22 protein-coding genes are annotated in these 21418 nt (G+C 71.1%); 13 read left to right on the top strand and 9 right to left on the bottom strand.

Features of this window, described 5'->3' with window-relative positions; translation table 11 throughout:
• Positions 1–99 precede the first annotated feature (99 nt).
• Positions 100–594, top strand: a complete 495-nt coding sequence (locus KAK07_RS07715; protein ID WP_210860018.1) for an Lrp/AsnC ligand binding domain-containing protein — start codon at positions 100–102, stop codon at positions 592–594.
• A gap of 117 nt (positions 595–711) precedes the next feature.
• The gene (locus KAK07_RS07720; RefSeq protein ID WP_210860020.1) at positions 712–888 is read left to right on the top strand and encodes a hypothetical protein; all 177 of its coding nucleotides are present in this window, start codon (positions 712–714) and stop codon (positions 886–888) included.
• On the opposite strand, the gene KAK07_RS07725 is transcribed toward KAK07_RS07720, so the two are convergent.
• The gene (locus tag KAK07_RS07725) at positions 882–1589 is read right to left on the bottom strand and encodes a YggS family pyridoxal phosphate-dependent enzyme (RefSeq protein ID WP_210860022.1); all 708 of its coding nucleotides are present in this window, start codon (positions 1587–1589) and stop codon (positions 882–884) included. The genes KAK07_RS07720 and KAK07_RS07725 overlap by 7 nt on opposite strands.
• A 48-nt stretch (positions 1590–1637) precedes the next feature.
• On the opposite strand from KAK07_RS07725, the gene KAK07_RS07730 reads away from it, so the two are divergent.
• The 4 genes from KAK07_RS07730 to KAK07_RS07745 are packed head-to-tail and all read left to right on the top strand — an operon-like array spanning position 1638 to position 5399.
• Entirely contained in the window at positions 1638–2681 is a 1044-nt protein-coding gene (locus KAK07_RS07730; protein WP_210860024.1) for a type IV pilus twitching motility protein PilT, read from the top strand.
• Positions 2682–2687: 6 nt separating this feature from the next.
• Positions 2688–3335, top strand: coding sequence for a Crp/Fnr family transcriptional regulator (locus KAK07_RS25700; protein ID WP_210852631.1), 648 nt, complete (start codon positions 2688–2690; stop codon positions 3333–3335).
• A gap of 20 nt (positions 3336–3355) precedes the next feature.
• Complete coding sequence (locus KAK07_RS07740) at positions 3356–4492, top strand: PilT/PilU family type 4a pilus ATPase (protein WP_210860026.1); 1137 nt, start codon at positions 3356–3358, stop codon at positions 4490–4492.
• A 16-nt stretch (positions 4493–4508) separates the two neighbouring features.
• On the top strand, positions 4509–5399 hold the full coding sequence (locus KAK07_RS07745) for an NAD(P)-dependent oxidoreductase (RefSeq protein WP_210860027.1): 891 nt from the start codon (positions 4509–4511) through the stop codon (positions 5397–5399).
• Between the two features lie 30 nt (positions 5400–5429).
• Here KAK07_RS07745 and KAK07_RS07750 read toward each other — a convergent pair whose 3' ends face one another.
• Genes KAK07_RS07750 through KAK07_RS07760 form a run of 3 tightly spaced genes read right to left on the bottom strand, consistent with a single transcriptional unit; the run spans position 5430 to position 7079 of the window.
• Positions 5430–6056, bottom strand: a complete 627-nt coding sequence (locus KAK07_RS07750) for a BON domain-containing protein (RefSeq protein ID WP_210852637.1) — start codon at positions 6054–6056, stop codon at positions 5430–5432.
• 21 nt (positions 6057–6077) lie between these two features.
• Positions 6078–6647, bottom strand: coding sequence for an SIS domain-containing protein (locus KAK07_RS07755; protein ID WP_210852639.1), 570 nt, complete (start codon positions 6645–6647; stop codon positions 6078–6080).
• Between the two features lie 30 nt (positions 6648–6677).
• The gene (locus KAK07_RS07760; protein ID WP_210860029.1) at positions 6678–7079 is read right to left on the bottom strand and encodes a YraN family protein; all 402 of its coding nucleotides are present in this window, start codon (positions 7077–7079) and stop codon (positions 6678–6680) included.
• On the opposite strand from KAK07_RS07760, the gene rsmI reads away from it, so the two are divergent.
• Complete coding sequence (gene rsmI / locus KAK07_RS07765; protein WP_210860031.1) at positions 7078–8004, top strand: 16S rRNA (cytidine(1402)-2'-O)-methyltransferase; 927 nt, start codon at positions 7078–7080, stop codon at positions 8002–8004. The genes KAK07_RS07760 and rsmI overlap by 2 nt on opposite strands.
• On the opposite strand, the gene KAK07_RS07770 is transcribed toward rsmI, so the two are convergent.
• On the bottom strand, positions 8005–8370 hold the full coding sequence (locus tag KAK07_RS07770; RefSeq protein WP_210860032.1) for a hypothetical protein: 366 nt from the start codon (positions 8368–8370) through the stop codon (positions 8005–8007).
• Positions 8371–8466: 96 nt separating this feature from the next.
• Between KAK07_RS07770 and tldD the strand changes: the two genes are divergently transcribed.
• The 3 genes from tldD to KAK07_RS25705 are packed head-to-tail and all read left to right on the top strand — an operon-like array spanning position 8467 to position 11744.
• The gene (gene tldD, locus KAK07_RS07775) at positions 8467–9960 is read left to right on the top strand and encodes a metalloprotease TldD (RefSeq protein ID WP_210860033.1); all 1494 of its coding nucleotides are present in this window, start codon (positions 8467–8469) and stop codon (positions 9958–9960) included.
• A gap of 36 nt (positions 9961–9996) precedes the next feature.
• The gene (locus KAK07_RS07780; RefSeq protein WP_210860034.1) at positions 9997–11091 is read left to right on the top strand and encodes a methyltransferase domain-containing protein; all 1095 of its coding nucleotides are present in this window, start codon (positions 9997–9999) and stop codon (positions 11089–11091) included.
• Positions 11088–11744, top strand: a complete 657-nt coding sequence (locus KAK07_RS25705) for an acyltransferase (RefSeq protein WP_210860035.1) — start codon at positions 11088–11090, stop codon at positions 11742–11744. Before KAK07_RS07780 ends, KAK07_RS25705 begins: the two co-directional genes overlap by 4 nt.
• Before the next feature lie 30 nt (positions 11745–11774).
• On the opposite strand, the gene KAK07_RS07790 is transcribed toward KAK07_RS25705, so the two are convergent.
• Complete coding sequence (locus tag KAK07_RS07790; protein ID WP_210860037.1) at positions 11775–13202, bottom strand: sulfatase; 1428 nt, start codon at positions 13200–13202, stop codon at positions 11775–11777.
• Between the two features lie 259 nt (positions 13203–13461).
• On the opposite strand from KAK07_RS07790, the gene KAK07_RS07795 reads away from it, so the two are divergent.
• Both KAK07_RS07795 and KAK07_RS07800 read left to right on the top strand, forming a co-directional pair.
• On the top strand, positions 13462–14580 hold the full coding sequence (locus tag KAK07_RS07795) for a 3-deoxy-7-phosphoheptulonate synthase (RefSeq protein WP_210860039.1): 1119 nt from the start codon (positions 13462–13464) through the stop codon (positions 14578–14580).
• Between the two features lie 80 nt (positions 14581–14660).
• Positions 14661–14834: a hypothetical protein gene (locus KAK07_RS07800; RefSeq protein WP_210860040.1), complete on the top strand. Its 174-nt coding sequence runs from the start codon at positions 14661–14663 to the stop codon at positions 14832–14834.
• 69 nt (positions 14835–14903) lie between these two features.
• On the opposite strand, the gene KAK07_RS07805 is transcribed toward KAK07_RS07800, so the two are convergent.
• From KAK07_RS07805 to KAK07_RS07815, 3 genes are all read right to left on the bottom strand, one after another.
• Positions 14904–17537: a serine/threonine-protein kinase gene (locus tag KAK07_RS07805; RefSeq protein ID WP_210860041.1), complete on the bottom strand. Its 2634-nt coding sequence runs from the start codon at positions 17535–17537 to the stop codon at positions 14904–14906.
• 6 nt (positions 17538–17543) lie between these two features.
• Entirely contained in the window at positions 17544–20153 is a 2610-nt protein-coding gene (locus tag KAK07_RS07810) for a serine/threonine-protein kinase (protein ID WP_210860042.1), read from the bottom strand.
• 64 nt (positions 20154–20217) lie between these two features.
• A complete protein-coding gene (locus tag KAK07_RS07815) occupies positions 20218–20682 on the bottom strand; it encodes a hypothetical protein (RefSeq protein WP_210860043.1) in 465 nt (154 codons plus the stop codon).
• Between the two features lie 133 nt (positions 20683–20815).
• Here KAK07_RS07815 and KAK07_RS07820 point away from each other — a divergent pair, with 133 nt between their 5' ends.
• Positions 20816–21418, top strand: a complete 603-nt coding sequence (locus KAK07_RS07820) for a sigma-70 family RNA polymerase sigma factor (protein ID WP_210860045.1) — start codon at positions 20816–20818, stop codon at positions 21416–21418.

Below are 21418 nucleotides of genomic sequence, written 5' to 3' on the forward strand. Positions count from 1 at the left end.
TGATGGCAGGGTTAGAACTACTGCGAAGATGCGCAGCGTATGGCGACAATGCCTGCGAAAGATTCGGAGTTTTGTAGTCGCCACGGAGTTTTTCGCCGCATGAAGCCGACGCCCGATCCCACCCCACCCGCCGAACGCAGCCTGGACAAGATCGATCTGCGCATCCTGCGGGTGCTGCAGGCCGATGGCCGCATCAGCAACCTCAAGCTGGCCGAGGAGGTGCATCTGTCGCCCACCGCGGTGCTGGAGCGGGTCAAGCGGCTGACGCGCGACAACTACATCCTGGGCTACGAGACGCGGCTGAACCCCGCCAAGCTGGGCGCCGGGCTGATGGTCTTCGTCGAGGTGCTGCTCGACCGCACGGTGCACGACGTGATGGACAGTTTCCGCGCCGCGGTGCAGGTGCGCCAGGAAATCCTGGAATGCCACCTGGTGGCCGGTGGCTTCGACTACCTGCTGAAGACGCGGGTGTCCGACATGGCGGCCTACCGCAGCTTCGTGGGCGACGTGATCTGGTCGCTGCCCGGTGTGCGCGAAACCCGCACCTACGCCGTGATGGAAGAGGTCAAGAACACCACCGCGCTGAGTTTCTGACACCCCGGCAGCGACTTCAAGTTAGGGGGATCCACCGGTCGCATCACCCCCCACCGGGTGATGGGGCGGCCAGCGCGCGGCGCTGAAGATGGCGGCACCCACCGCGAGGAGCCCGCCATGACCCCGCCGCCCGCCCTTGACACCCCGCCCGCCGACACCCCCTCGGCCACCCTGCCCGGCCTGGGCGACTGGCAGGGCTCCAGCCAGGACCTGCGCGCCGGCCTGTTCCTGCAGGAGCTGCACGAGTTCCCGCTGCACTCCCTCAGCCTGGAACCCGCCAGCGCCCCTCACTGAGCCGGGCCGGGCCGGGCGCGGGCGCCGAAGATCGCGGTGCCGATGCGCACCATCGTGGCGCCTTCCTGCACCGCGGCCTCCAGGTCGGCACTCATGCCCATCGACAGCGTGTCCAGGTCCAGGCCCTGGGTGCGCAGGCCGTCGCGCAAGGAACGCAGCAGCGCGTGCGGGGCCCGCTGGCGCACCGGGTCGTCCTCGGGCTCAGGGATCGCCATCAGGCCGCGCAGGCGAACCCGCGGCAGCGCGGCCACCGCCTGGGCCAGCGCGGGCAGCTCGTCGGGCGCCACGCCGCTCTTGCTGGCCTCGCCGCTCACATTGACCTGCAGGCACAGCTGCAGCGGCGGCAGGTGGTCGGGGCGCTGTTCGGACAGGCGCTGGGCGATCTTCAGCCGGTCCACCGAATGCACCCAGTCGAAGGCCTCGGCCACCGGTCGGGTCTTGTTGGACTGCAGCGGGCCGATCAGGTGCCACTCCAGATCGGCACGCCGGTCGGCCAGCGCGGCGATCTTGTCCAGCGCCTCCTGCACGTAGTTCTCGCCGAAGGCCCGCTGGCCGGCGGCCAGCGCGGCACGCACGGCATCGGGCGGGCAGGTCTTGCTGACCGCCAGCAGCGTCACCGACCCCGCGGGCCGGTGCGCCAGTGTGCACGCGGCCTCGATCCGGGTGCGCACCTGTAGTATGTTCTCGGGGATACTGGGCATCACCCCACAGAGCATAAGCCACAGGCCCGTGACCGGGCCCACCGCACCATGGACATCACCCAGCTGCTCGCGTTCTCCGTCAAGAACAAGGCCTCGGACCTGCACCTGGCGGCCGGCCTGCCGCCGATGATCCGCGTGCACGGTGACGTGCGGCGCATCAACATCGACCCGCTGACGCACAAGCAGGTGCACGCCATGGTGTACGACATCATGAACGACACCCAGCGCAAGACCTACGAGGACACGCTGGAGTGCGACTTCAGCTTCGAGGTCCAGGGCCTGGCGCGCTTCCGGGTCAACGCCTTCCACCAGCAGCGCGGCGCCTCGGCGGTGTTCCGCACCATCCCGTCGAAGATCCAGACGCTGCAGCAGCTCAATTGCCCCCCGGTGTTCGCCGACCTGGCGCTCAAGCCGCGTGGACTGGTGCTGGTGACCGGCCCCACCGGCTCGGGCAAGTCGACCACGCTGGCGGCCATGGTCGACCACCTCAACGAGAGCGAGTACGGGCACATCCTGACGCTGGAAGACCCGATCGAGTTCGTCCACGAGAGCAAGAAGTGCCTGGTCAACCAGCGCGAGGTGGGTCCGCACACACTGAGCTTCTCGAACGCGCTGCGCGCCGCCCTGCGCGAAGACCCCGACGCCATCCTGGTGGGCGAGCTGCGCGACCTGGAAACCATCCGCCTGGCGCTGACCGCCGCCGAGACCGGCCACCTGGTGTTCGGCACGCTGCACACCTCCAGCGCCGCCAAGACCGTGGACCGGGTGGTCGACGTCTTCCCCGCCGCCGAGAAGGACATGGTGCGCGCGATGCTGTCCGAGTCGCTGGTGGCGGTGATCGCCCAGACCCTGTGCAAGACCAAGGACGGCAACGGCCGGGTCGCTGCCCACGAGATCATGCTGGGCACCGCGGCCATCCGCAACCTGATCCGCGAGAACAAGCTGGCCCAGATGTACTCGGCCATCCAGACCGGCCAGAACGTGGGCATGCAGACCCTCGACCAGTGCCTGGCCGATCTGGTGCGGCGCAACCAGATCTCGGCGGCCGAGGCGCGCACGCGCGCCCGCTTCCCCGAGAACTTCCCGGGCTGATCCATCGTGCACGACTTCTTCAAGCGACTCTTCGGCCGGTCGTCCTCGACGACCGCCGCCCGCCCCGACGACCAGGGCTTCTACGCCACCCAGTTCGTCGAGCGCCACGCCGACACCCAGCTCTACGTCCACTGGGCGCAGCGCGCCCCCGACCTGAAGGCCGAGCCCTACGACAGCGCGCTGGGCGTGCTGGCGCTGGTGCGCCTGCTGGGCTCTGATCGCCAACTGGCCGACCTGGGCACCGAGCAGCTGTCGGTGCTGGGCGGCTACCTCGACTATGTGCAGATCGAATCGGGCAAGCTGATCATCGGCCAGGAGGAGCAGGGCGACTTCATGATGGTCGTGCTGCACGGCATGCTGGTCGAGACGCGGCTGCAGCCCTCGGGCGAGCGCATCCGCCTGGGCGAAGCCCGCGCCGGCGACCTGCTGGGCGAATTCAGCGCCCTCGACAGCGAGACCCGGGTCTCTTCGTGGACCGCCGCCTCGCCGGTGACACTGGCGGTGATCAGTGCCTCCACGCTGGAGCGCATGACCCAGGAAGACCCGCGCCTGGCCGCTGCGCTGCTGACCTGGCTGGGCAAGCGTGTCTCGCGCCGCCTGCGCCAGGCCAATGCCCGCCTGGGCGCCCAACTCACCCGCGGCACGGCCGACTGAGCATCACCCGGAGACTTGTCATGGAACGCGACCAGGCCTCGAAATTCATCAACGACCTGCTGCGTCTGCTGGTCACACGCAACGGCTCGGACCTGTTTCTGACGGCCGACTTCCCGCCGGCGATCAAGGTGGACGGCAAGGTGGCCAAGGTCTCGCCGCAGCCCTTGACCGGCTCGCACACGGTGGCGCTGGCGCGGGCCATCATGAACGACAAGCAGGCGGCCGATTTCGAGCGCACCAAGGAGTGCAACTTCGCGATCTCGCCGCAGGGCATCGGGCGCTTCCGCGTCAGCACCTTCATGCAGCAGGGCCATGTGGGCATGGTGCTGCGCACGATTCCGGCGCACATCCCCACCGTGGACGAGCTCGGCCTGCCGAAGATCCTCAAGGACATCGGCATGACCAAGCGTGGCCTGGTGATCCTGGTGGGCGGCACCGGCTCGGGCAAGAGCACCTCGATGGCGGCGATGATCGACTGGCGCAACGAGAACGCCCACGACCACATCATCACGGTGGAAGACCCGGTGGAGTTCGTGCACCCGCACAAGAACTGCATCGTCACGCAGCGCGAGATCGGCATCGACACCGACGACTGGGACGTGGCGCTGAAGAACTCGCTGCGCCAGGCGCCGGATGTGATCCTGATGGGCGAAATCCGCGACCGCAAGACCATGGAGCTGGCGATCGCCTTTGCCGAGACCGGCCACCTGTGCATGGCCACGCTGCACGCCAACAGCGCCAACCAGGCACTGGACCGGATCATCAACTTCTTCCCTGAGGAGCGGCGCGACCAGCTGCTGATGGACGTCTCGCTGAACCTCAAGGGCCTGATCTCGCAGCGCCTGATCCCGCGCCAGGAAGGCAAGGGCCGGGTCGCCGCGGTGGAGATCATGCTGAACACGCCACTGATGGCCGACCTGATCTTCAAGGGCGAGGTGGGCGAAATCAAGGAGCTGATGAAGCGCTCGCGCGAGCACGGCATGCAGACCTTCGACCAGGCCCTGTTCGACCTCTACGAGTCGCACGCGATCAGCTACGAAGACGCGCTGCGCAACGCCGACTCGGTCAACGACCTGCGCCTGCAGATCAAGCTCGACAGCAAGCGCGCCCGTGTGACCGACCTGTCGGCCGGCACCGAGCACCTGCAGATCATCTGACGACCGCACGCCGCCCATGAGCAAGACCTACGACCCCGTGACCCCGCACACCGTCGCCTTCATCGGCCTGGGCGTGATGGGCGCGCCCATGGCCGGCCACCTGCAGCGCGCCGGCCACCGCGTGAGCGTCTACAACCGCACCACCGCCAAGGCCCAGGCCTGGGCCGCCGAGCACGGCGGCACCTGGGCGCCCACGCCGCGCGAGGCGGCCAAGGGGGCGCAGATCGTCTTTGCCTGCGTGGGCAACGACGACGACCTGCGCTCGGTGGTGCTGGGCTCCGACGGCGCCTTCGCCGGCATGGCGCCGGGCGCGATCTTCGTCGACCACACCACCGCCTCGGCCGAGGTGGCGCGCGAGCTGCACGCGGCCGCCCAGAAGCGCGACCTACACTTCATCGATGCGCCGGTCTCCGGCGGCCAGGCCGGTGCGGTCAACGGCGTGCTCACCGTGATGTGCGGCGGTGACGCCGCGCCCTTCGAGCAGATCCGCCCGGTGGCCATGGCCTTTGCCAAGGCCGTCACCCGTGTGGGCGAGAGCGGCGCGGGCCAGCTGGCCAAGATGGTCAACCAGATCTGCATCGCCGGGCTGGTGCAGGGCCTGTCGGAAGCCATCGCCTTCGGCCAGAAGGCCGGCCTGGACATGAAGCAGGTGCTCGAGGTGATCGGCAAGGGCGCCGCGCAGAGCTGGCAGATGGACAACCGCGGCAAGACCATGGTCGACGACCAGTTCAACTTCGGCTTCGCCGTCGACTGGATGCGCAAGGACCTGGGCCTGGTGCTCGACGAGGCCCGGCGCAACGGCGCACGGGTGCCGGTCACCGCGCTGGTCGACCAGTTCTATGCCGATGTGCAGGGCCAGGGCGGTGGCCGCTGGGACACCTCCAGCCTGATCCGCCGGCTGCGCTGAGGCGCGGGCCAGGCGGCCCGCCAGCGCGGCTCAGCGCTTCTCGGTGGAGAGCGCCTTGAGTTCGTCCTCGGTCAGCGTCTCGAAGACCTTGACCACCTTGGCCACGCCGGACACGCCCCGCGCCACGTCGGTGGCGCGCGTGGCTTCGCGCTCGGTCACGCGGCCCAGCAGGTAGACCACGCCGCGTTCGGTGACCACCTTCACCGCGGTCACCGGCAGGTCGTTGGCATCGATCAGCGCGGCCTTGACGCGGCTGGTGATGATCAGGTCGTTGGAGCGCGCGGTCATCGAGGTGATGCCCATCACCGCGCTCTCGTTGACCACCGAGCGCACGTTCTCGACCTTGGCCACCACCTCCTCGACCGCGGCACGGTCGCCATCGGTGGCCACCTCGCCGGTGACCAGCGCGATGCGGTTGTAGCTGGTGACGTTCAGGTGGGCCTTGTCGCCCAGGCGCTCGCGCAGGCGCGCGGCGGCCTTGATCTCGATGCCCTCGTCCTCGAGCTGGGTGCCGGTGGTGCGGCGGTCCTTGTACATCAGCGCACCGCCCACGGCGGCACCGCCCAGCAGCAGCGGCGCGCAGCCGGCCAGCAGGCCGCTCAGGGCCAGCGCCGACAGCAGGACACGCGTGGACACACGGTGTTGGAGGGGGTTCATGACAGGGTTCTCCTCAGGGGCTCAGGGCTCATCGGCCTCGCCCAGCAATTGCACATCGATCGCGTCGCACAGCGCATGCAGCGCCAGCAGCAGCAGCTCCATCGCCCGCGGGCCACCATTGACCGGCGCGGCGATCCAGACGTCGGATTCGGACAGCAGCGAGGCCCAGGGCGCGGCCAGGCCGGCGCCGAGCAGCACGACATTGAGGTCGCGCTGGTGCGCCTCGTCCAGCGCGGCCTGAGCGGCCGGGTCCTCGTCGGCCAGGCTGAACAGCAGCAGCAGGTCGCCGCCCTGCCCCAGTGCGGCCACCGACTGGGCCAGCGCACGCGGCCCCGGCAGCGCACCGTCGCCCAGCAGGCAGGCGGCCAGCGGCGGGCGTTCGCGCTCGAAGCCCTGCTGCAGGGCGCTGGCGGCGGCGCGCGCCAGCCAGCGCGCCCGGCCCTCGCCGGCCACCAGCAGCTTGCCGCCGCCGGTCAGGCAGGCGACGATCAGCTGCGCGGCGTCGGCAATCGGCCGCGCCATGGGTTCGGCCACCTGGTAGAGCTGGTCGGCGCTCTCGAAGAAGTGCTGCTGGATCCGGGGTTCGAGCATGGGCCGCCATGATAAGCGGCGCACCGGGGTCTAGCCGGCATCGAAAGCGGCGCGCAGCCACTGCAGCTGCTCGCCGTCGATCGCCACCACATCGAAGCGGCAGCGCGGCGGCGCCGCCAGGCGCAGCAGGTAGGCCTGGGCGGCCCGCACGATGCGGGCCTGCTTGGCCGCGGTGATGCTGGCCGCGGCGCCACCCTGGTCCGCGCGGGCCCGGGCACGCACCTCGACGAAGACCAGCGTGCCGTCGCGCTCGCGCAGGATCAGGTCGATCTCGCCGCCGGCGCGCGAGCGGCCCGGCGCGAACCGATAATTGCGCTCGACGAGCCGCAGGCCCTGCGCCTGCAGGTAGGCCAGGGCACGGTCCTCGGCCTGGGCGCCGCTGACCTGCGTCGCCTGTCCACCGCGCGCACCGGAACCCCACCGCCAGACCATGTCCCTCCCCGCCTCTGAGCTGCTGGCCACCGCCCGGCAGGCTGCCGGCCACCAGCACTGGCCCACCGGCGCACTGTACGTGGTGGCCACGCCGATCGGCAACCTGGCCGACTTCACGCTGCGCGCCATCCACGCGCTGGCGCTGGCCGACGCCGTGGCCTGCGAGGACACCCGCGTCAGCGCCGGTCTGCTGCGCCACCTGGGTCTGGACAAGCCGCTGCTGGCGGTGCACGAGCACAACGAGCGCGAGGCCGCCGAGCGGGTGCTGGAGCGCCTGGCGCGCGGCGAGCGCGTGGCCTATGTCAGCGACGCCGGCACGCCGGCGATCTCCGACCCGGGCGCCTGGCTGGTGGCCCGCGCCCGGGCGGCCGGTCATCCGGTGCATGCGCTGCCGGGCGCCAGCGCGGTGGTCACGGCGCTCAGCGCGGCTGGCGACGGGCCACTGCCCGGCCAGACCGGCGGCTTCGTGTTCGCCGGCTTCCTGCCGGCCAAGGGACGCGAGCGCGGCGCCGCACTGGCGGCACTGGCCGCCGAGCCGCGCAGCGTGGTGCTGTTCGAGGCGCCGCACCGCATCGAGGCCCTGGCGCAGGCGCTGGCCCAGGCCTGCGCGGCGCGCCCGGTGACGCTGTGCCGCGAGCTGACCAAGCAGTTCGAGCAGGTCCACACCGCCGCCGCCGAGGCGCTGCCGGCCTGGCTGGCCGAGGAGGCCTCGCGGCGTCGCGGTGAGTTCGTGGTGGTGCTGCATGCGCAGATGCCGGCCGCTGCGGCCGACACCGGTCTGGCGGAGCCGGTGCGGCGGCAGTTGCAGGTCCTGGTGCGCGAGCTGCCACTGAAGCAGGCGGTGGCGCTGGCGGTGGAGCTCAGCGGCCTGCCACGCAACCAGCTCTACGACGAGGCCCTGCGGCTCAAGAGCGAGTCCGACTGATCACTTCGCGGGTTGCGCCACCGGCGGCTTGTCGACGTCGTTCTTGCGGCGGTGGATGACCTTGCTCTGGTGGTCCTGGCGCGCCTCGATCTTGGCCTGTTCGGCGGCGCTCAGCTTGCCATCGGCGGCGGCCCGGTCCTCGGCGGCGGAGATGCGCTTCTGGCCGCGCACGAGCTTGCGCTTCTCATGGTGCGTCAGCGAGCCGTCTGCCTTGCCCTGCTGGATGCGTTGCTCCTGGTTGGCCTGGCGCTGGTCGATGCGGGCGGCGCCCGAGGCGGCGGTGGCCGTGGCGGTCTGGGCCATGGCACCGGCGGACAGGGCCAGCATCAGGGCGCCGAAGAGGGTGCGGGCGGACGGGGTCTGCATGTTCAATCTCCTTGTTCAACAGATGCCAGCCTGTGTGGCACCATGCGCAGACAACGCAGGCCGACCCAGCCCGGACCACAGCGAGTTTGCAAAGAAATGTTGACGCCCCTCTCCGCCACCCCTCTTGCCGCCACCTCCCGCGCCACCACACAGGAGCGCCTGGCCGTCGCCAGCAGCCTGCTGCTCGAGCCCCACGCCCTGGATGAGATCCACCTGGCGCGCGCGCTGTCGGTGATCGGCGAACACCGCGTCGACGATGCCGACCTGTACTTCCAGTACACCCGCCACGAGGGCTGGAGCCTGGAGGAAGGCATCGTCAAGAGCGGCAGCTTCTCGATCGACCAGGGCGTGGGCGTGCGCGCCGTGGCCGGCGAGAAGACCGCCTTCGCCTATTCGGATGAGCTGTCCGAGGCCGCGCTGCTGGATGCCGCGCGCACCGTGCGCACCATCGCCGCCGCCGGCCAGAGCCGGCGTGTCAAGGTGGGCGCGCCCAAGGTGGCGCCCAGCCGGCTGCTCTACGCGCCGCTGGACCCGATCGCCACGCTCGACAGCACGCAGAAGGTGGCGCTGCTCGAGAAGGTCGAGCGCATGGCCCGCGCCAAGGACCCGCGCATCGTGCAGGTGATGGCCGGCCTGGCCGCCGAGTACGACGTGGTGATGGTGGCGCGCGCCGACGGCACCCGCGCCGCCGATGTGCGCCCGCTGGTGCGCCTGTCGGTCACCGTGATCGCCGAGCAGGGCGAGCGCCGCGAGGTGGGCACCGGCGGCGGCGGCGGCCGCTTCGGCCTGGGCTACTTCCAGGACAGCCACCTGACCGAGTACGTGGACCAGGCGGTGAACGCCGCGCTGACCAACCTGGAGTCACGCCCCGTGCCGGCCGGCGAGATGACGGTGGTGCTGGGCGCGGGCTGGCCCGGCGTGATGCTGCACGAAGCCGTGGGCCACGGCCTGGAGGGCGACTTCAACCGCAAGGGCTCGTCCACCTTCAGCGGCCGCATCGGCCAGCGCGTGGCGGCCAAGGGCGTCACCGTGCTCGATGACGGCACGCTGGCCGACCGCCGCGGTTCGCTCAACATCGACGACGAGGGCCATGCCACGCAGCGCAATGTGCTGATCGAGGACGGCATCCTGCGCGGCTACATCCAGGACAGCATGAACGCCCGCCTGATGGGCGTGAAGCCCACCGGCAACGGCCGCCGCGAGAGCTACGCCCACGTGCCGATGCCGCGCATGACCAACACCTACATGCTGGCCGGCAACACGCCGCGCGAGGAGATCGTCGCCAGCATCAAGCGCGGCCTGTACGCCACCAACTTCGGTGGCGGCCAGGTCGACATCACCAGCGGCAAGTTCGTCTTCTCGGCGTCCGAGGCCTACTGGGTCGAGAACGGCCGCATCCAGTACCCGGTCAAGGGCGCCACGCTGATCGGCAACGGGCCCGACGCGATGAAGCGCGTCAGCATGATCGGCAACGACCTGGCGCTGGACTCCGGCGTGGGCACCTGCGGCAAGGACGGCCAGAGCGTGCCGGTGGGCGTGGGCCAGCCGACGCTGCGCATCGACGGCCTGACCGTCGGTGGCACGGCCTGATCCCTTCACCTTCTTTCTGTCCCCGCTGGAGCCGCCATGTGGTCCCCTTTCGGCAAGAACAAGCCTGGTGCCAAACCGGTGGTCGCCTCCGGTGTCGGGCCAGCGCCCGCCACGGACGCACCGCTGGCCATCGGCCTGCCCCAGGCCAGTGAGGCGGTGAACAAGGCCGTGGCCGGCGGCTGCCAGCTCGACCTGACGGCGCGGGTGTCGCCGCTGGTGCGGGTGAACCACCTGATGCGCGGCAGCAAGCTGTCTGCCCGCTACGGCGAATTTCTCCAGAACAGCAAGCCGGCCCAGATGCAGGTGGTGGAACAGCTGGTGCCGCTGCTGACCGTGCCACGCCGGCCGTCGGCCGCCGAGCGCTGGGCCGAGCAGCAGGGCAACGAGGCCGCCGCCCGTGCGCTGCTGCGCGAGGTGCCGCCCAACGAGTGGGGCTACTTCATGCCGCTGGCGCCGGGCCTGGGCACGCTGGGCGCGGTGGGCAGCCTGACGGTGCCGCAGGCCACCTCGCGCTGGCGCAGCCTGTATCGGCTGAACTTCATCATGGACGGCGTCAGCCAGCTGGTGGGCGGGCGCCTGGACGGCCTGTCGCTGCTGGACATCGCCTGCAACTGGGGCGCCTTCGCGATCGAGGCGGCACTGCGCGGCGCGCAGGAGGTGGACGGCTTCGACATCCGCACCCAGAACATCGAGCGGGCGCGCCGCCTGTCCGGGTACTTCGGCACCGAAGCCAACACCCGCTTCTCGGTGGCCGATGTCTACGAATTCCAGCCCCAGCGCACCTATGACATCGTGCTGAACCTGGGCCTGATGTACCACATCACCAAGCCCTACGAGCTGGTGCGGGCCACGCATGCGCTGTGCAAACACATGGCGGTGTTCGACACCGTGGTGCACCGCGAGCCCTTCTCGGGCTTCATCCTGGGCACCGGCGAGCACGCCCCCGAACACGCCGCCACCGCCACCGGCTGCGAGCTGCACCCCACCTACCGCGCGCTGATCGAGCTGGCCTACCTGGCCGGCTTCAAGGAAGTCATCGAGCTGCAGGGCGAGCCTGACCCCGCCTGGGCCGGCTTCAAGACCGACCCCTACGGCGTCGGTCAGCGGCGCTGCATCGTCGCCTTCAAGTGAGCACGCCACCCACTGCGCCGGCCGGGGCGCCGGGCACCTCGCCCGCGATCTCGGTCCAGGACAAGGGCCAGCGCAATGTCATCGAGATCCCGCCCAACCTGCGGGGCGAACTCAAGCTGGTGATCAACGGTCACGACAACCAGGTGCGCATCGGCGCCGGCGTCAAGCTGACGCGTTGTCGCCTGGACATCCGCGGCCACCATTGCACGATCGACATCGGCCAGGGCTGCCAGCTGGCCGGGGGCTTCGTGTGCCGCTCCAGCCACACGCGGCTGCTGATCGGCGACAAGACCACGATGATGGGCGCCACGATCACGATGCACGAGCCGGGCACGATCCGCATCGGCACGGACTGCATGTTCGCGGCCGAGGTCCGGATGGACACCAGCGACATGCACAGCATCATCGATGTGGCCACGGGACGACGCATCAACCCGCCTGGCGACCTCGAGATCGGCGAGCACGTGTGGCTGGGCTTCGGCACCTACGTGCTCAAGGGTGCCCGCATCGGCGCCCACAGCATCGTGGGCGCCCGCGCCGTGGTCTCCGGCGAGGTTCCGCCGAACAGCCTGGCTGTCGGCGTGCCGGCCCGGGTGGTGCGCAGTGGCGTCAGCTGGGACCGCCGCCTGCTGCCCCTGTCCGAGGACGACTGACGCGGCCGCCGCCGCCCCTTCGCTCCGACCTCAGGGCCAGGCCGTCGGCGGCATCTGCGCATCCAGCTGGGCGATCACCGCCGCATGCGCCGGCGAGGCCGCCAGGTTGCGCAGCTCGCCGGGGTCGGCGACCACGTCGTAGAGCTCCTGCTCGCCGTTGGCATAGCGGATGTAGCGCCATTGCGCGGTGCGGATCGCATAGTCCAGGCCGGTGCTCTGCAGCGCATCGGCCTGGCGGCGGGTGATCAGCACCGGGCGATCCCAGGCCTGAGCCGGGTTGCTCAGCAGCGGCTGCAGGCTCTGGCCGTCCATCGAATAGGCCGGCGTCAGGCCATGCAGGCCCAGCAGGGTGGGCGCCAGGTCGGCCAGGCTGACCGGGGCGTTGACCACCGCCCCCGTCGTCTGGCCAGGCCGGCGGATCAGGAAGGGCACCCGGGTCGCGTGCTCCCACAACGCCATCTTGTGCCAGTGGAACTTCTCGCCCAGCATGAAGCCGTGGTCGCTCCAGAAGACCACCGTGGTGGTGTCGGCGTGCGGGCTGGCCGCCAGCGCGGCCAGCAGTCGGCCGATCTGCGCATCGACCCAGCTGATGCTGGCCAGGTAGCCGCGCACCGCCGAGGCCCACAGGCCCTGGCGCACGATGCAGTTGTGCATGTCAAAGCGCAGCGCGGTGGCGCGGCCTTCCGGGCCCAGATCGTCCAGGTCGTCCGGCGGGGCGTAGGGCAGCTGGATGCTGCTCAGCGGGTAGAGGTCGAAGTAGCGCTGCGGCACATACCAGCCGGTGTGGGTGCGGGTGAAGCCCACCGACAGGAAGAAGGGCTGGTCGGCGCTGTGCTGGTTCAGGAAATCGATGCCGGCCTGCGCATACTGGTAGTCGGGCTGGTTGTTGTCCTCGCCGCGCGCCGGTCCCCAGTCGAAGCCGTTCTCGCCCACCGGCGCCGGGCACTGCTTGTTGGTGTAGGGCATCGGGCTGGGCAGGGGCGTGGGCACCACCGACCAGATGTGGTCGATCTTGCCGAAGCGCTCGACGGTGTAGCCGGCGCTGGCGAACTGCTGGTCGACCGTCTGCTTGCCGGGGTTGACGCTGCTGAAGGTGGCCGTGTTGTCGACCACCCCCGTGCGGCGCGGCAGCAGGCCCGACAGCACGCCAGCGCGCGCTGGCGAGCACACCGGTGCGGTGCAGTAGGCCCGCCGGAACACGGTGGAGCGGGCCGCCAGCGCATCCAGCGCAGGCGTGCGCACCTGGGGGTGGCCGCCCAGGAAGCCGACCCAGTCGTTCAGGTCGTCCACCGCGATCATCAGCACATTGCCGCTGATGGGCGGTGGCGGCGGGGGCGAGGGCGTGCCCGATCCGCCACCACCGCCGCAGGCCGTGGCCAGACCGCTCCAGCCGGCCAGGTGCAGCCAGCGCCGTCGGTTGATCAGCCCGGCCGGTGGCGGGGCGGGGTCACTGCTCATCGGGGCCTTTCCACCCATGCGGGTGTCGGATCGGGCGACAGTCTAGGGCCTGTCCCGGACTGCAGATGATGCTAGACTTGGGTCATGCATTGCGCATCGGCCTACTTTTTTGCGTACTTTTGGTTCTCGCCCCGATCGGCGGCTGGAGAGGCAATCGCGCGCAACTGAGACCAAGCGAACACCCCCAGAAAACCGCCGGAACCCCCGGCGGTTTTTTTTCGCCGGTCGGCCCCCAGCACCCACCCAGGAGAAGACCTCGATGAACGCCAAAGCCACCCACGAGCACTGGTCGGGCTATCCGCCCGGAGAACGCACCAGCCAGACCGACGACCAGCGCATCGAGGAGGTGACCCCATTGCCGCCGCCTGAACACCTGATCCGCTTCTTCCCCATCGCCGGCACGCCGGTCGAACAGATGGTGAAGGCCACCCGCGAGACCATCCGCCGCATCATCACCGGCAAGGACGACCGGCTGCTGGTCATCATCGGCCCCTGCTCGATCCACGACCCGGCCGCCGCGGTGGAGTACGCCCGCCGCCTGAAGGCCCAGCGCGAGAAGTTCAAGGACACGCTGGAGATCGTGATGCGCGTGTACTTCGAGAAGCCGCGCACCACCGTGGGCTGGAAGGGCCTGATCAACGACCCCTACCTGGACGAGAGCTACCGCATCGACGAGGGCCTGCGCATCGCCCGCCAGCTGCTGGTCGAGATCAACCGCCAGGGCGTGCCCGCGGGCAGCGAGTTCCTGGACGTGATCAGCCCGCAGTACATCGGTGACCTGATCAGCTGGGGCGCGATCGGCGCGCGCACCACCGAGAGCCAGGTGCACCGCGAACTGGCCAGCGGCCTCTCGGCCCCGGTGGGCTTCAAGAACGGCACCGACGGCAACATCCGCATCGCCACCGACGCCATCCAGGCCGCCGGCAAGCCGCACCACTTCCTGTCGGTGCACAAGAACGGCCAGGTCGCAATTGTCGAGACGCGCGGCAACAAGGACTGCCACGTCATCCTGCGCGGCGGCAAGGCGCCCAACTACGACGCCGCCAGCGTGGCCGCCGCCTGCAAGGAGCTCGAGGCCGCCAAGCTGCCCGCCACGCTGATGGTGGACTGCAGCCACGCCAACTCCAGCAAGCAGCACCAGCGCCAGCTGGACGTGGCGCGCGACATTGGCACCCAAGTCGCCGGCGGCAGCCGCCAGGTCTTCGGCGTGATGATCGAGAGCCACCTGGAAGCCGGCGCGCAGAAGTTCAGCCCCGGCAAGGACGACCCGGCCAAGCTGACCTACGGCCAGAGCATCACCGACGCCTGTCTGGGCTGGGATGACTCGATCGATGCGCTGCAGGTGCTGAGCGACGCGGTCAAGGCGCGGCGGCGCTGAAGTTCGCGCAAACCATGACGCGCCACCTCACCCCCTGAACTAGGATCTCGCATCCACAACAGGTTCAAGGGAGAGTTGCCATGTCGTGTCTGAAGTCGTTCGCGTGTGCTGTCGCACTCGGTGCCAGCCTGTTGTCGTCGGTCGCTCAGGCAGCCGATGTGCGCATCAGCGCTCGGTCGACGCTGGCCGCGCCGGACGATGCGGGTTGGCAGGCATCGCTGTCTGCGCTGTGGAGCCGCTTGACCGGTCGTTGACGGCCACCGGCCTCCCAGCGGTGGTCCATCGGGCTTGAATGGCCATCGCGGCAAGCCCGGCATGCGCCATCAAGGCGCGGCGGCGCTGAGCGCCTGGGCCTCGCGAAACCAGCGCTGCAAGGCGCCGGGGATCTGGCCATCGGGGTGCAGCGCGGTCCACAGGCGCAGGGCCTGACGGCCGCGTTCGCGTGCGTCGTCACGGCGGCCCAGCGCGGCCAGCGCCTGGCCCTCGGTGCTGAGTGCCTGGGCCAGCTGCCAGCCCCGGGCGGCGTTGCTGGTGGCGTCGTCGCCCTGCATGATCGCCGCGACCTGGGCGGCACGGTGTGCGGCCTCGGCCGGGTCCTGCGACAGGCGCAGCCGGGCTGACCAGAGCAGCGCGTCGGCCCACCAGCGCTGGACGTAGAAATCGTGGCCGCCCTGGGCGCGACGCGACAGGGCTTCGGCGGCGGCGTCGATGCGCTGACGCGCCTCGGCGGGCTGGCCGGCATCGATCAGCAACCGCCCCTGCAGCAGACCCAGCAACACGCGGTCGCGTTGCAACACCTCGTTGCCCGGGTCCTCGGCGGACAGTGCGCGCATCGTCGCCTCGGCCTCGTCCAGCCGGGCGCGGCCCTCGGTGTTGCGGCCGGCCTGGTTCAGCGCCGCGCCGCGCACCACCCGGGCCATCGCGGTCTGGTGGCGGAAGTGCGAACTCTGCGGCGCGCGCCGAGCGGCCTCGTCACGCAGCGCCACCGCCTGCGCGGTGTGGGCCAGGGCCAGCGCGTTGTCACCGCGCAGCACACCCACGCTGCCCAGGCCGTGGTGGGCCCAGGCGGTCTGGTGCACCCACTCGACTTCACCCGGCTCGCGGGCGCGCATGCGCTCGAAAATCGCCAGTGCCTGCTGCCACAGCTGCAGCGCCTCCTCCGTGCGTCCCAGGTTGGACGCGGCCACGCTGCCGCCGGTGAGCACCGCGCGCCGGCCCAGCACCGTGGCCTGGCGCGACAGGGTCTGCAGGTCATCGGGCTTCTGGGCCACGATGCGCTCGACCAGGCGACTGGCCTCGGCCAGCGCCTCGTTCGCCGGGATCAACCGACCCTGGCGCAGCAGCAGGTCGCTGTGCAGCAGCCGCAGGTCGACCGCCTTGTCCAGCGCCGGCACATCGGCCTGCGGCAGGTACAGCGGCAGCAGCGCCAGCGCCTTCTCGGCGCTGCGCAGCGCATCGTCGGGCCGCTCCTGGCCGGGCGAGAAGGATTCGCCCTGCAGCACCGCCAGGCGGAACCAGGCCTCGGCCAGCTCGCGGGCCAGCCCGGCGTCATCGGCCACGTCGTGCGCCAGCGCGTCCAGGTAGCCGGCGGCGTCCTGCAGCAGCGCATCGCGCACCGCGGTGGCCCCGGGCAGGTGGGCGATCTGGTCGTGGTACTTGAAGACCATCTGGTTGGCCAGCTGGCGCACCTGGGCAAAGCGGGCCTCGGCGCGGGCGCGCTGGCGGTCGGCCTCGTGGGCCTGCCAGGTGGCCACGCCCACCCCCACCATCAGCGAGGACACGGCCAGCGCCGCCGCCGCACTGGCCGCCCGGTGGCGCAGCACAAAGCGGCTGAGCAGGTAGCCGGCGCTGGGCGCGCGGGCACTGACCGGCAGCCCCGCCAGGTGCGCCCGCACATCCGCCGCGAACGCATCCACGCTGGGGTAGCGCGCCGCCGGGGCCTTGTCCAGGGCCTTGAGCAGGATGTTGTCCAGGTCGCCCTTCAGGCGCTTGCGCGTGGCCATCCACTGCGGATCACTCACCAGCCCGGGGCTCAGCGCGCTGGGCCGCGTGGGCTCTTCCTCCAGCACACTGCGGGCGGCTTCCTGTGGCGTCGTCGCGTTCCGGCCGTAGGGCCGCAGCCCGGTGAGCATCACGTACAGCAGCACGCCCAGGCTGTAGATGTCGGTCAGCGTGCCCACCGGCTCGCCGCGCACCTGCTCGGGGCTGGCGTAGTTGGGCGTGTAGGGCCGCGGGCCAGCGCCAGTGTGCTCGCCCTCGGCCGGGTCCAGCGCCTTGGCGATGCCGAAGTCCAGCAGCTTGACCTGGCCGTCCTCGGTGACCAGCACGTTGCTGGGCTTGAGGTCGCGGTGCACCAGCAGCTGCCGGTGGGCGAAGGCCACCGCGTCGGCCAGCTGCAGGAACAGGCCCAGCCGCGCCTCCAGCGCCAGGCCCTCGCAGGCCTGGTCGATCGGGCGGCCGCGCACCAGCTCCATCACGAAGTAGGGCAGCCCGCTGGCGCTGCGCCCGGCGTCCAGCAGGTGGGCGATGTGCGGGTGGTTCAGCCGCGCCAGCGCGCGCTGCTCCAGCGCGAAGCGCGCCAGCACCGCGGCCGAGTCCATGCCGCGCTTGAGCACCTTGACCGCCGCCTCGCCGTCCCAGGCGCCGTCGGCGCGGCGCGCCAGCATCACCTCGGCCATGCCGCCCGCCCCCAGCGGGCCGACGATCTCCCAGGCGCCCAGGCGCTCGCCGGGGGACAGCAGCAGTGGGGGCGCGGCCGGCTCGGTCGGGGCCAGGAAGTCGTCGGTCGTCGCCTCGCTCAGTGCGCGCTCGTGCGCCAGCAGGCTCAGCACCTCGTCCTGCACCGCCGCGTCGGCCCCGCTGGCGCGCACGAAGGCCTCGCGCGCCGCCTGCGGATGCTCCAGCGCTGCCTCGAACAGCGCCTTGACCTGTGGCCAGTGGGTGTCGCCGGCGGCCATGGCAGGCTACAGGCCGATCGGCTCGCCGCGCGCCAGCGCATCGCGGCGGCGCAGGTGCTCGCCGTTGAGCGCCCGCAGCGCGTCGGCCGCCTGGTAATGCTGCAGCGCGCGCTGGCGCCAGGCGGGGGCGGCGGCGGGCTCGGCCGCGGCCATCACCAGCGCAGACTCGGCCAGGTTGAGCAGCGCATCACCGGCCTTGGACTCGCGCGACAGCGGCTCCAGGATCGCCTGGCTCTGGCGCAGCTGCGTCAGGGCCTCGTCGCGCCGTTGCAGCCCCAGCAGCGCGACCGCACGGTAGATGCCCAGCCAGGCCCACAGGCGCTCAGGGTGTGGCCCGGGCTTGGCCTCGCGCTGGCGCTGCCAGTAGGCCAGCGCGCTGTCGAGTACCGGCAGCGCGTCGGCCGAGCGGCCGACCAGCGCCAGTGCCCGCCCATGGTGCTGGGCCACGCGCGGCAGGTTCTCGGCCCATTTGCTCTGCGGGCCGTTCTCGGCGGCCAGGCGCTGCACCGTGTCCCAGGCCGCCTGGCTGGCCAGCACGGCACGCGCGGGCTGGTCGGCACGCATCAGGATCACCGCGGCATTGGTGGCCTCGGTGACCAGCTCGTCACGCCGGCCGGTGTGGAAGGGCTCGGCCTGCACCGCGCGCAGGCGCTGCTGCCAGGCGGCTTCGGCGTCACCGCGCGAGGCGTCGAGCCGGCCCAGCCGCGCATGGGTGATCGCCCGCGCCCCGAGCAGCGTGCCCAGCAGCGGCGCCAGGCTGGCGTCGCCGTCGCGCTCCAGGCGGCGCAGGGCCTGCTCGGCCTGGCCGTACAGCGCCAGCGCGTCCTCGGGGCGGTTCAGGCTGGCCACGGTCTGCTGGTCGAAGAACTGCGCCTCGACGATCTGCAGCGAGGCGCGCTGCACCTGCAGGTCGCGCTGCTCGGCCGCTGGCAGGCGCTGCAGCCGCTGGTCGATCAGCGCCATCGCCTCCTCCAGCGTCTTCAGGCCCTGCTCGGGCTGGCCGTCGGCGCGCTGCGCGCGGGCCCGGATCTGCAGCGCCTGCGACAGCGACAGGCTCAGCGCGGCGTCGTCGGGCCGCGCCGGCAGCACCTGCCGGGCCAGCGTGATCGCGTGCTCGGCATGCTGGCGCGCCTCGCCCATCTTGCTGAGCGACACGCCGCCGTCGTCGCCACCCACCTGGGCCAGGCGGGCGTAGACGCCGGCCAGCAGGGCCAGCCATTCGGCATCGTCGCCGGCCTCCTGTTCGACCTCGCTGAGCTGGCCCAGCAGGCCCTTGAGCAGGTTCTCCTTGACCACCAGGCCGCCGGGCAGATAGGTGACGGCATCGGCATAGCGCAGCACCACGTCGCGGCTCAGGCCGCGCAACTGCTCCAGCCGCTGGCCGGCGACATGGGCCTGCCAGCCGGCCACACCGGCGCCCACCACCAGGGACACCGCCGCCAGCGCCGCCGCCGCACTGGCCGCCCGGTGGCGCAGCACGAAGCGGCTGAGCAGGTAGCCGGCGCTGGGCGCACGGGCACTGACCGGCAGCCCCGCCAGGTGGGCCCGCACATCCGCCGCGAACGCGTCCACGCTGGGGTAGCGCGCCGCCGGGGCCTTGTACAGGGCCTTGAGCAGGATGTTGTCCAGGTCGCCCTTCAGGCGCTTGCGCGTGGCCATCCACTGCGGATCACTCACCAGCCCGGGGCTCAGCGCGCTGGGCCGCGTGGGCTCTTCCTCCAGCACACTGCGGGCGGCTTCCTGTGGCGTCGTCGCGTTCCGGCCGTAGGGCCGCAGCCCGGTGAGCATCACGTACAGCAGCACGCCCAGGCTGTAGATGTCGGTCAGCGTGCCCACCGGCTCGCCGCGCACCTGCTCGGGGCTGGCGTAGTTGGGCGTGTAGGGCCGCGGGCCAGCGCCAGTGTGCTCGCCCTCGGCCGGGTCCAGCGCCTTGGCGATGCCGAAGTCCAGCAGCTTGACCTGGCCGTCCTCGGTGACCAGCACGTTGCTGGGCTTGAGGTCGCGGTGCACCAGCAGCTGCCGGTGGGCGAAGGCCACCGCGTCGGCCAGCTGCAGGAACAGGCCCAGCCGCGCCTCCAGCGCCAGGCCCTCGCAGGCCTGGTCGATCGGGCGGCCGCGCACCAGCTCCATCACGAAGTAGGGCAGCCCGCTGGCGCTGCGCCCGGCGTCCAGCAGGTGGGCGATGTGCGGGTGGTTCAGCCGCGCCAGCGCGCGCTGCTCCAGCGCGAAGCGCGCCAGCACCGCGGCCGAGTCCATGCCGCGCTTGAGCACCTTGACCGCCGCCTCGCCGTCCCAGGCGCCGTCGGCGCGGCGCGCCAGCATCACCTCGGCCATGCCGCCCGCCCCCAGCGGGCCGACGATCTCCCAGGCGCCCAGGCGCTCGCCGGGGGACAGCAGCAGTGGGGGCGCGGCCGGCTCGGTCGGGGCCAGGAAGTCGTCGGTCGTCGCCTCGCTCAGTGCGCGCTCGTGCGCCAGCAGGCTCAGCACCTCGTCCTGCACCGCCGCATCCGCACCGCTGGCGCGCACGAAGGCCTCGCGCGCCGCCTGCGGATGCTCCAGCGCCGACTCGAACAGCGCCTTGACCTGTTGCCAGTGTTCGCCCGTGTGCACGCTCATCCTTCCGCCGCCAACGGCCGTCGGCGCCAGTGTACGCAGGGCCGGCGCGCGCGGCCCGCCGCCATCACTTCAGGCCATTGGTGAAGATGGTGGTGCCATCGACAGGCGACACGCCCCAGGCCTGGCCCAGACCCATGGCCGGCTTGTCGGCCACGTCCAGGTGGCCCTTGCCGACGATGAAGTACACCAGCTTGCCCACCGGGCCGGCCGTCTTGTCCATGCAGATCGAGGTCACGGTCTGCTTGGCGTCCTTGTAGGTGATGGCGCCATCCACGCCGATCACGAGCTTGGCCGTGCCGGACTTGGTGAAGGTGCCGCCGCCGTCATAGGACCCCTCATCGCCGTTGAAGGTGCCGGCATAGGCCTTGAGATCATCCAGCGTGGGCGCCACCACGGCACCGGCCACATAGGCCTTGGTGTCGCAGTCGGCCGCCACACCATCGGCAGCTGCGGTGGTGTCACCGCCGCCACAGGCGGACAGGCCAGACAGGGCCGCCATCGTGAGGGCCAGCGTCAGGGGTCGGGTCATCGTGTGCATCGTGGGTTCCAGGTGAGGTGCCAGACGCCGCCGATCGGCACTGTGCACTTGATCACATACGCCGCGCGGGCCTGCGCGGCGGCTCACACGCAGGCTAGACTCGGGTGTCGCCCCCCAAGATGCCGTGTTCGACACCATGTCGGCGCCCGACCCTTCCCTGACGCAGTGGCTCAGCCAGTTCGCGGGTCCCGATCCCGAGGCCGGCCAGCGCCTGTTCGAAAGCCTCTACGAGGACCTGCGGCGCATGGCGCGCAACCACATGCGCAAGGAAGCCGCCGGCCACACCCTCAGCGCCACCGCGCTGACGCATGAGGCCTGGTTCCGCATGGCCGAGCAGACCCGCACCCAGTGGCGCAACCGGGCGCACTTCCTGGCGGTCAGCTCCACGATGATGCGGCGCATCCTGATCAACCACGAGCAGGCCCGGCGCGCCAACAAGCGCGATGCCGAACTGACCAGCCTGACCGTCTCGGGCCTGGAGTCGCTGGCCCTGCCACCTGACCGGGACTTGATCGCGGTCAACGATGCCTTGCTGGCCTTCGAGACGGTCGACCCGCGCGCTGCCAAAGTGGTGGAATTGCGCTTCTTCGGTGGCCTGGAGATCGACGAGATTGCGGAGGTGCTGGCGGTCTCCCCCGCCACCGTCAAGCGCGACTGGACGCTGGCCAAGTCCTGGCTCCACCGAGAACTCAGCCACAGCCCCCCTTCCGCCTCCCCGAAAGAGTGA

The organism is Ideonella alba, assembly GCF_018069875.1.
Lineage (GTDB): Bacteria > Pseudomonadota > Gammaproteobacteria > Burkholderiales > Burkholderiaceae_C > Ideonella > Ideonella alba.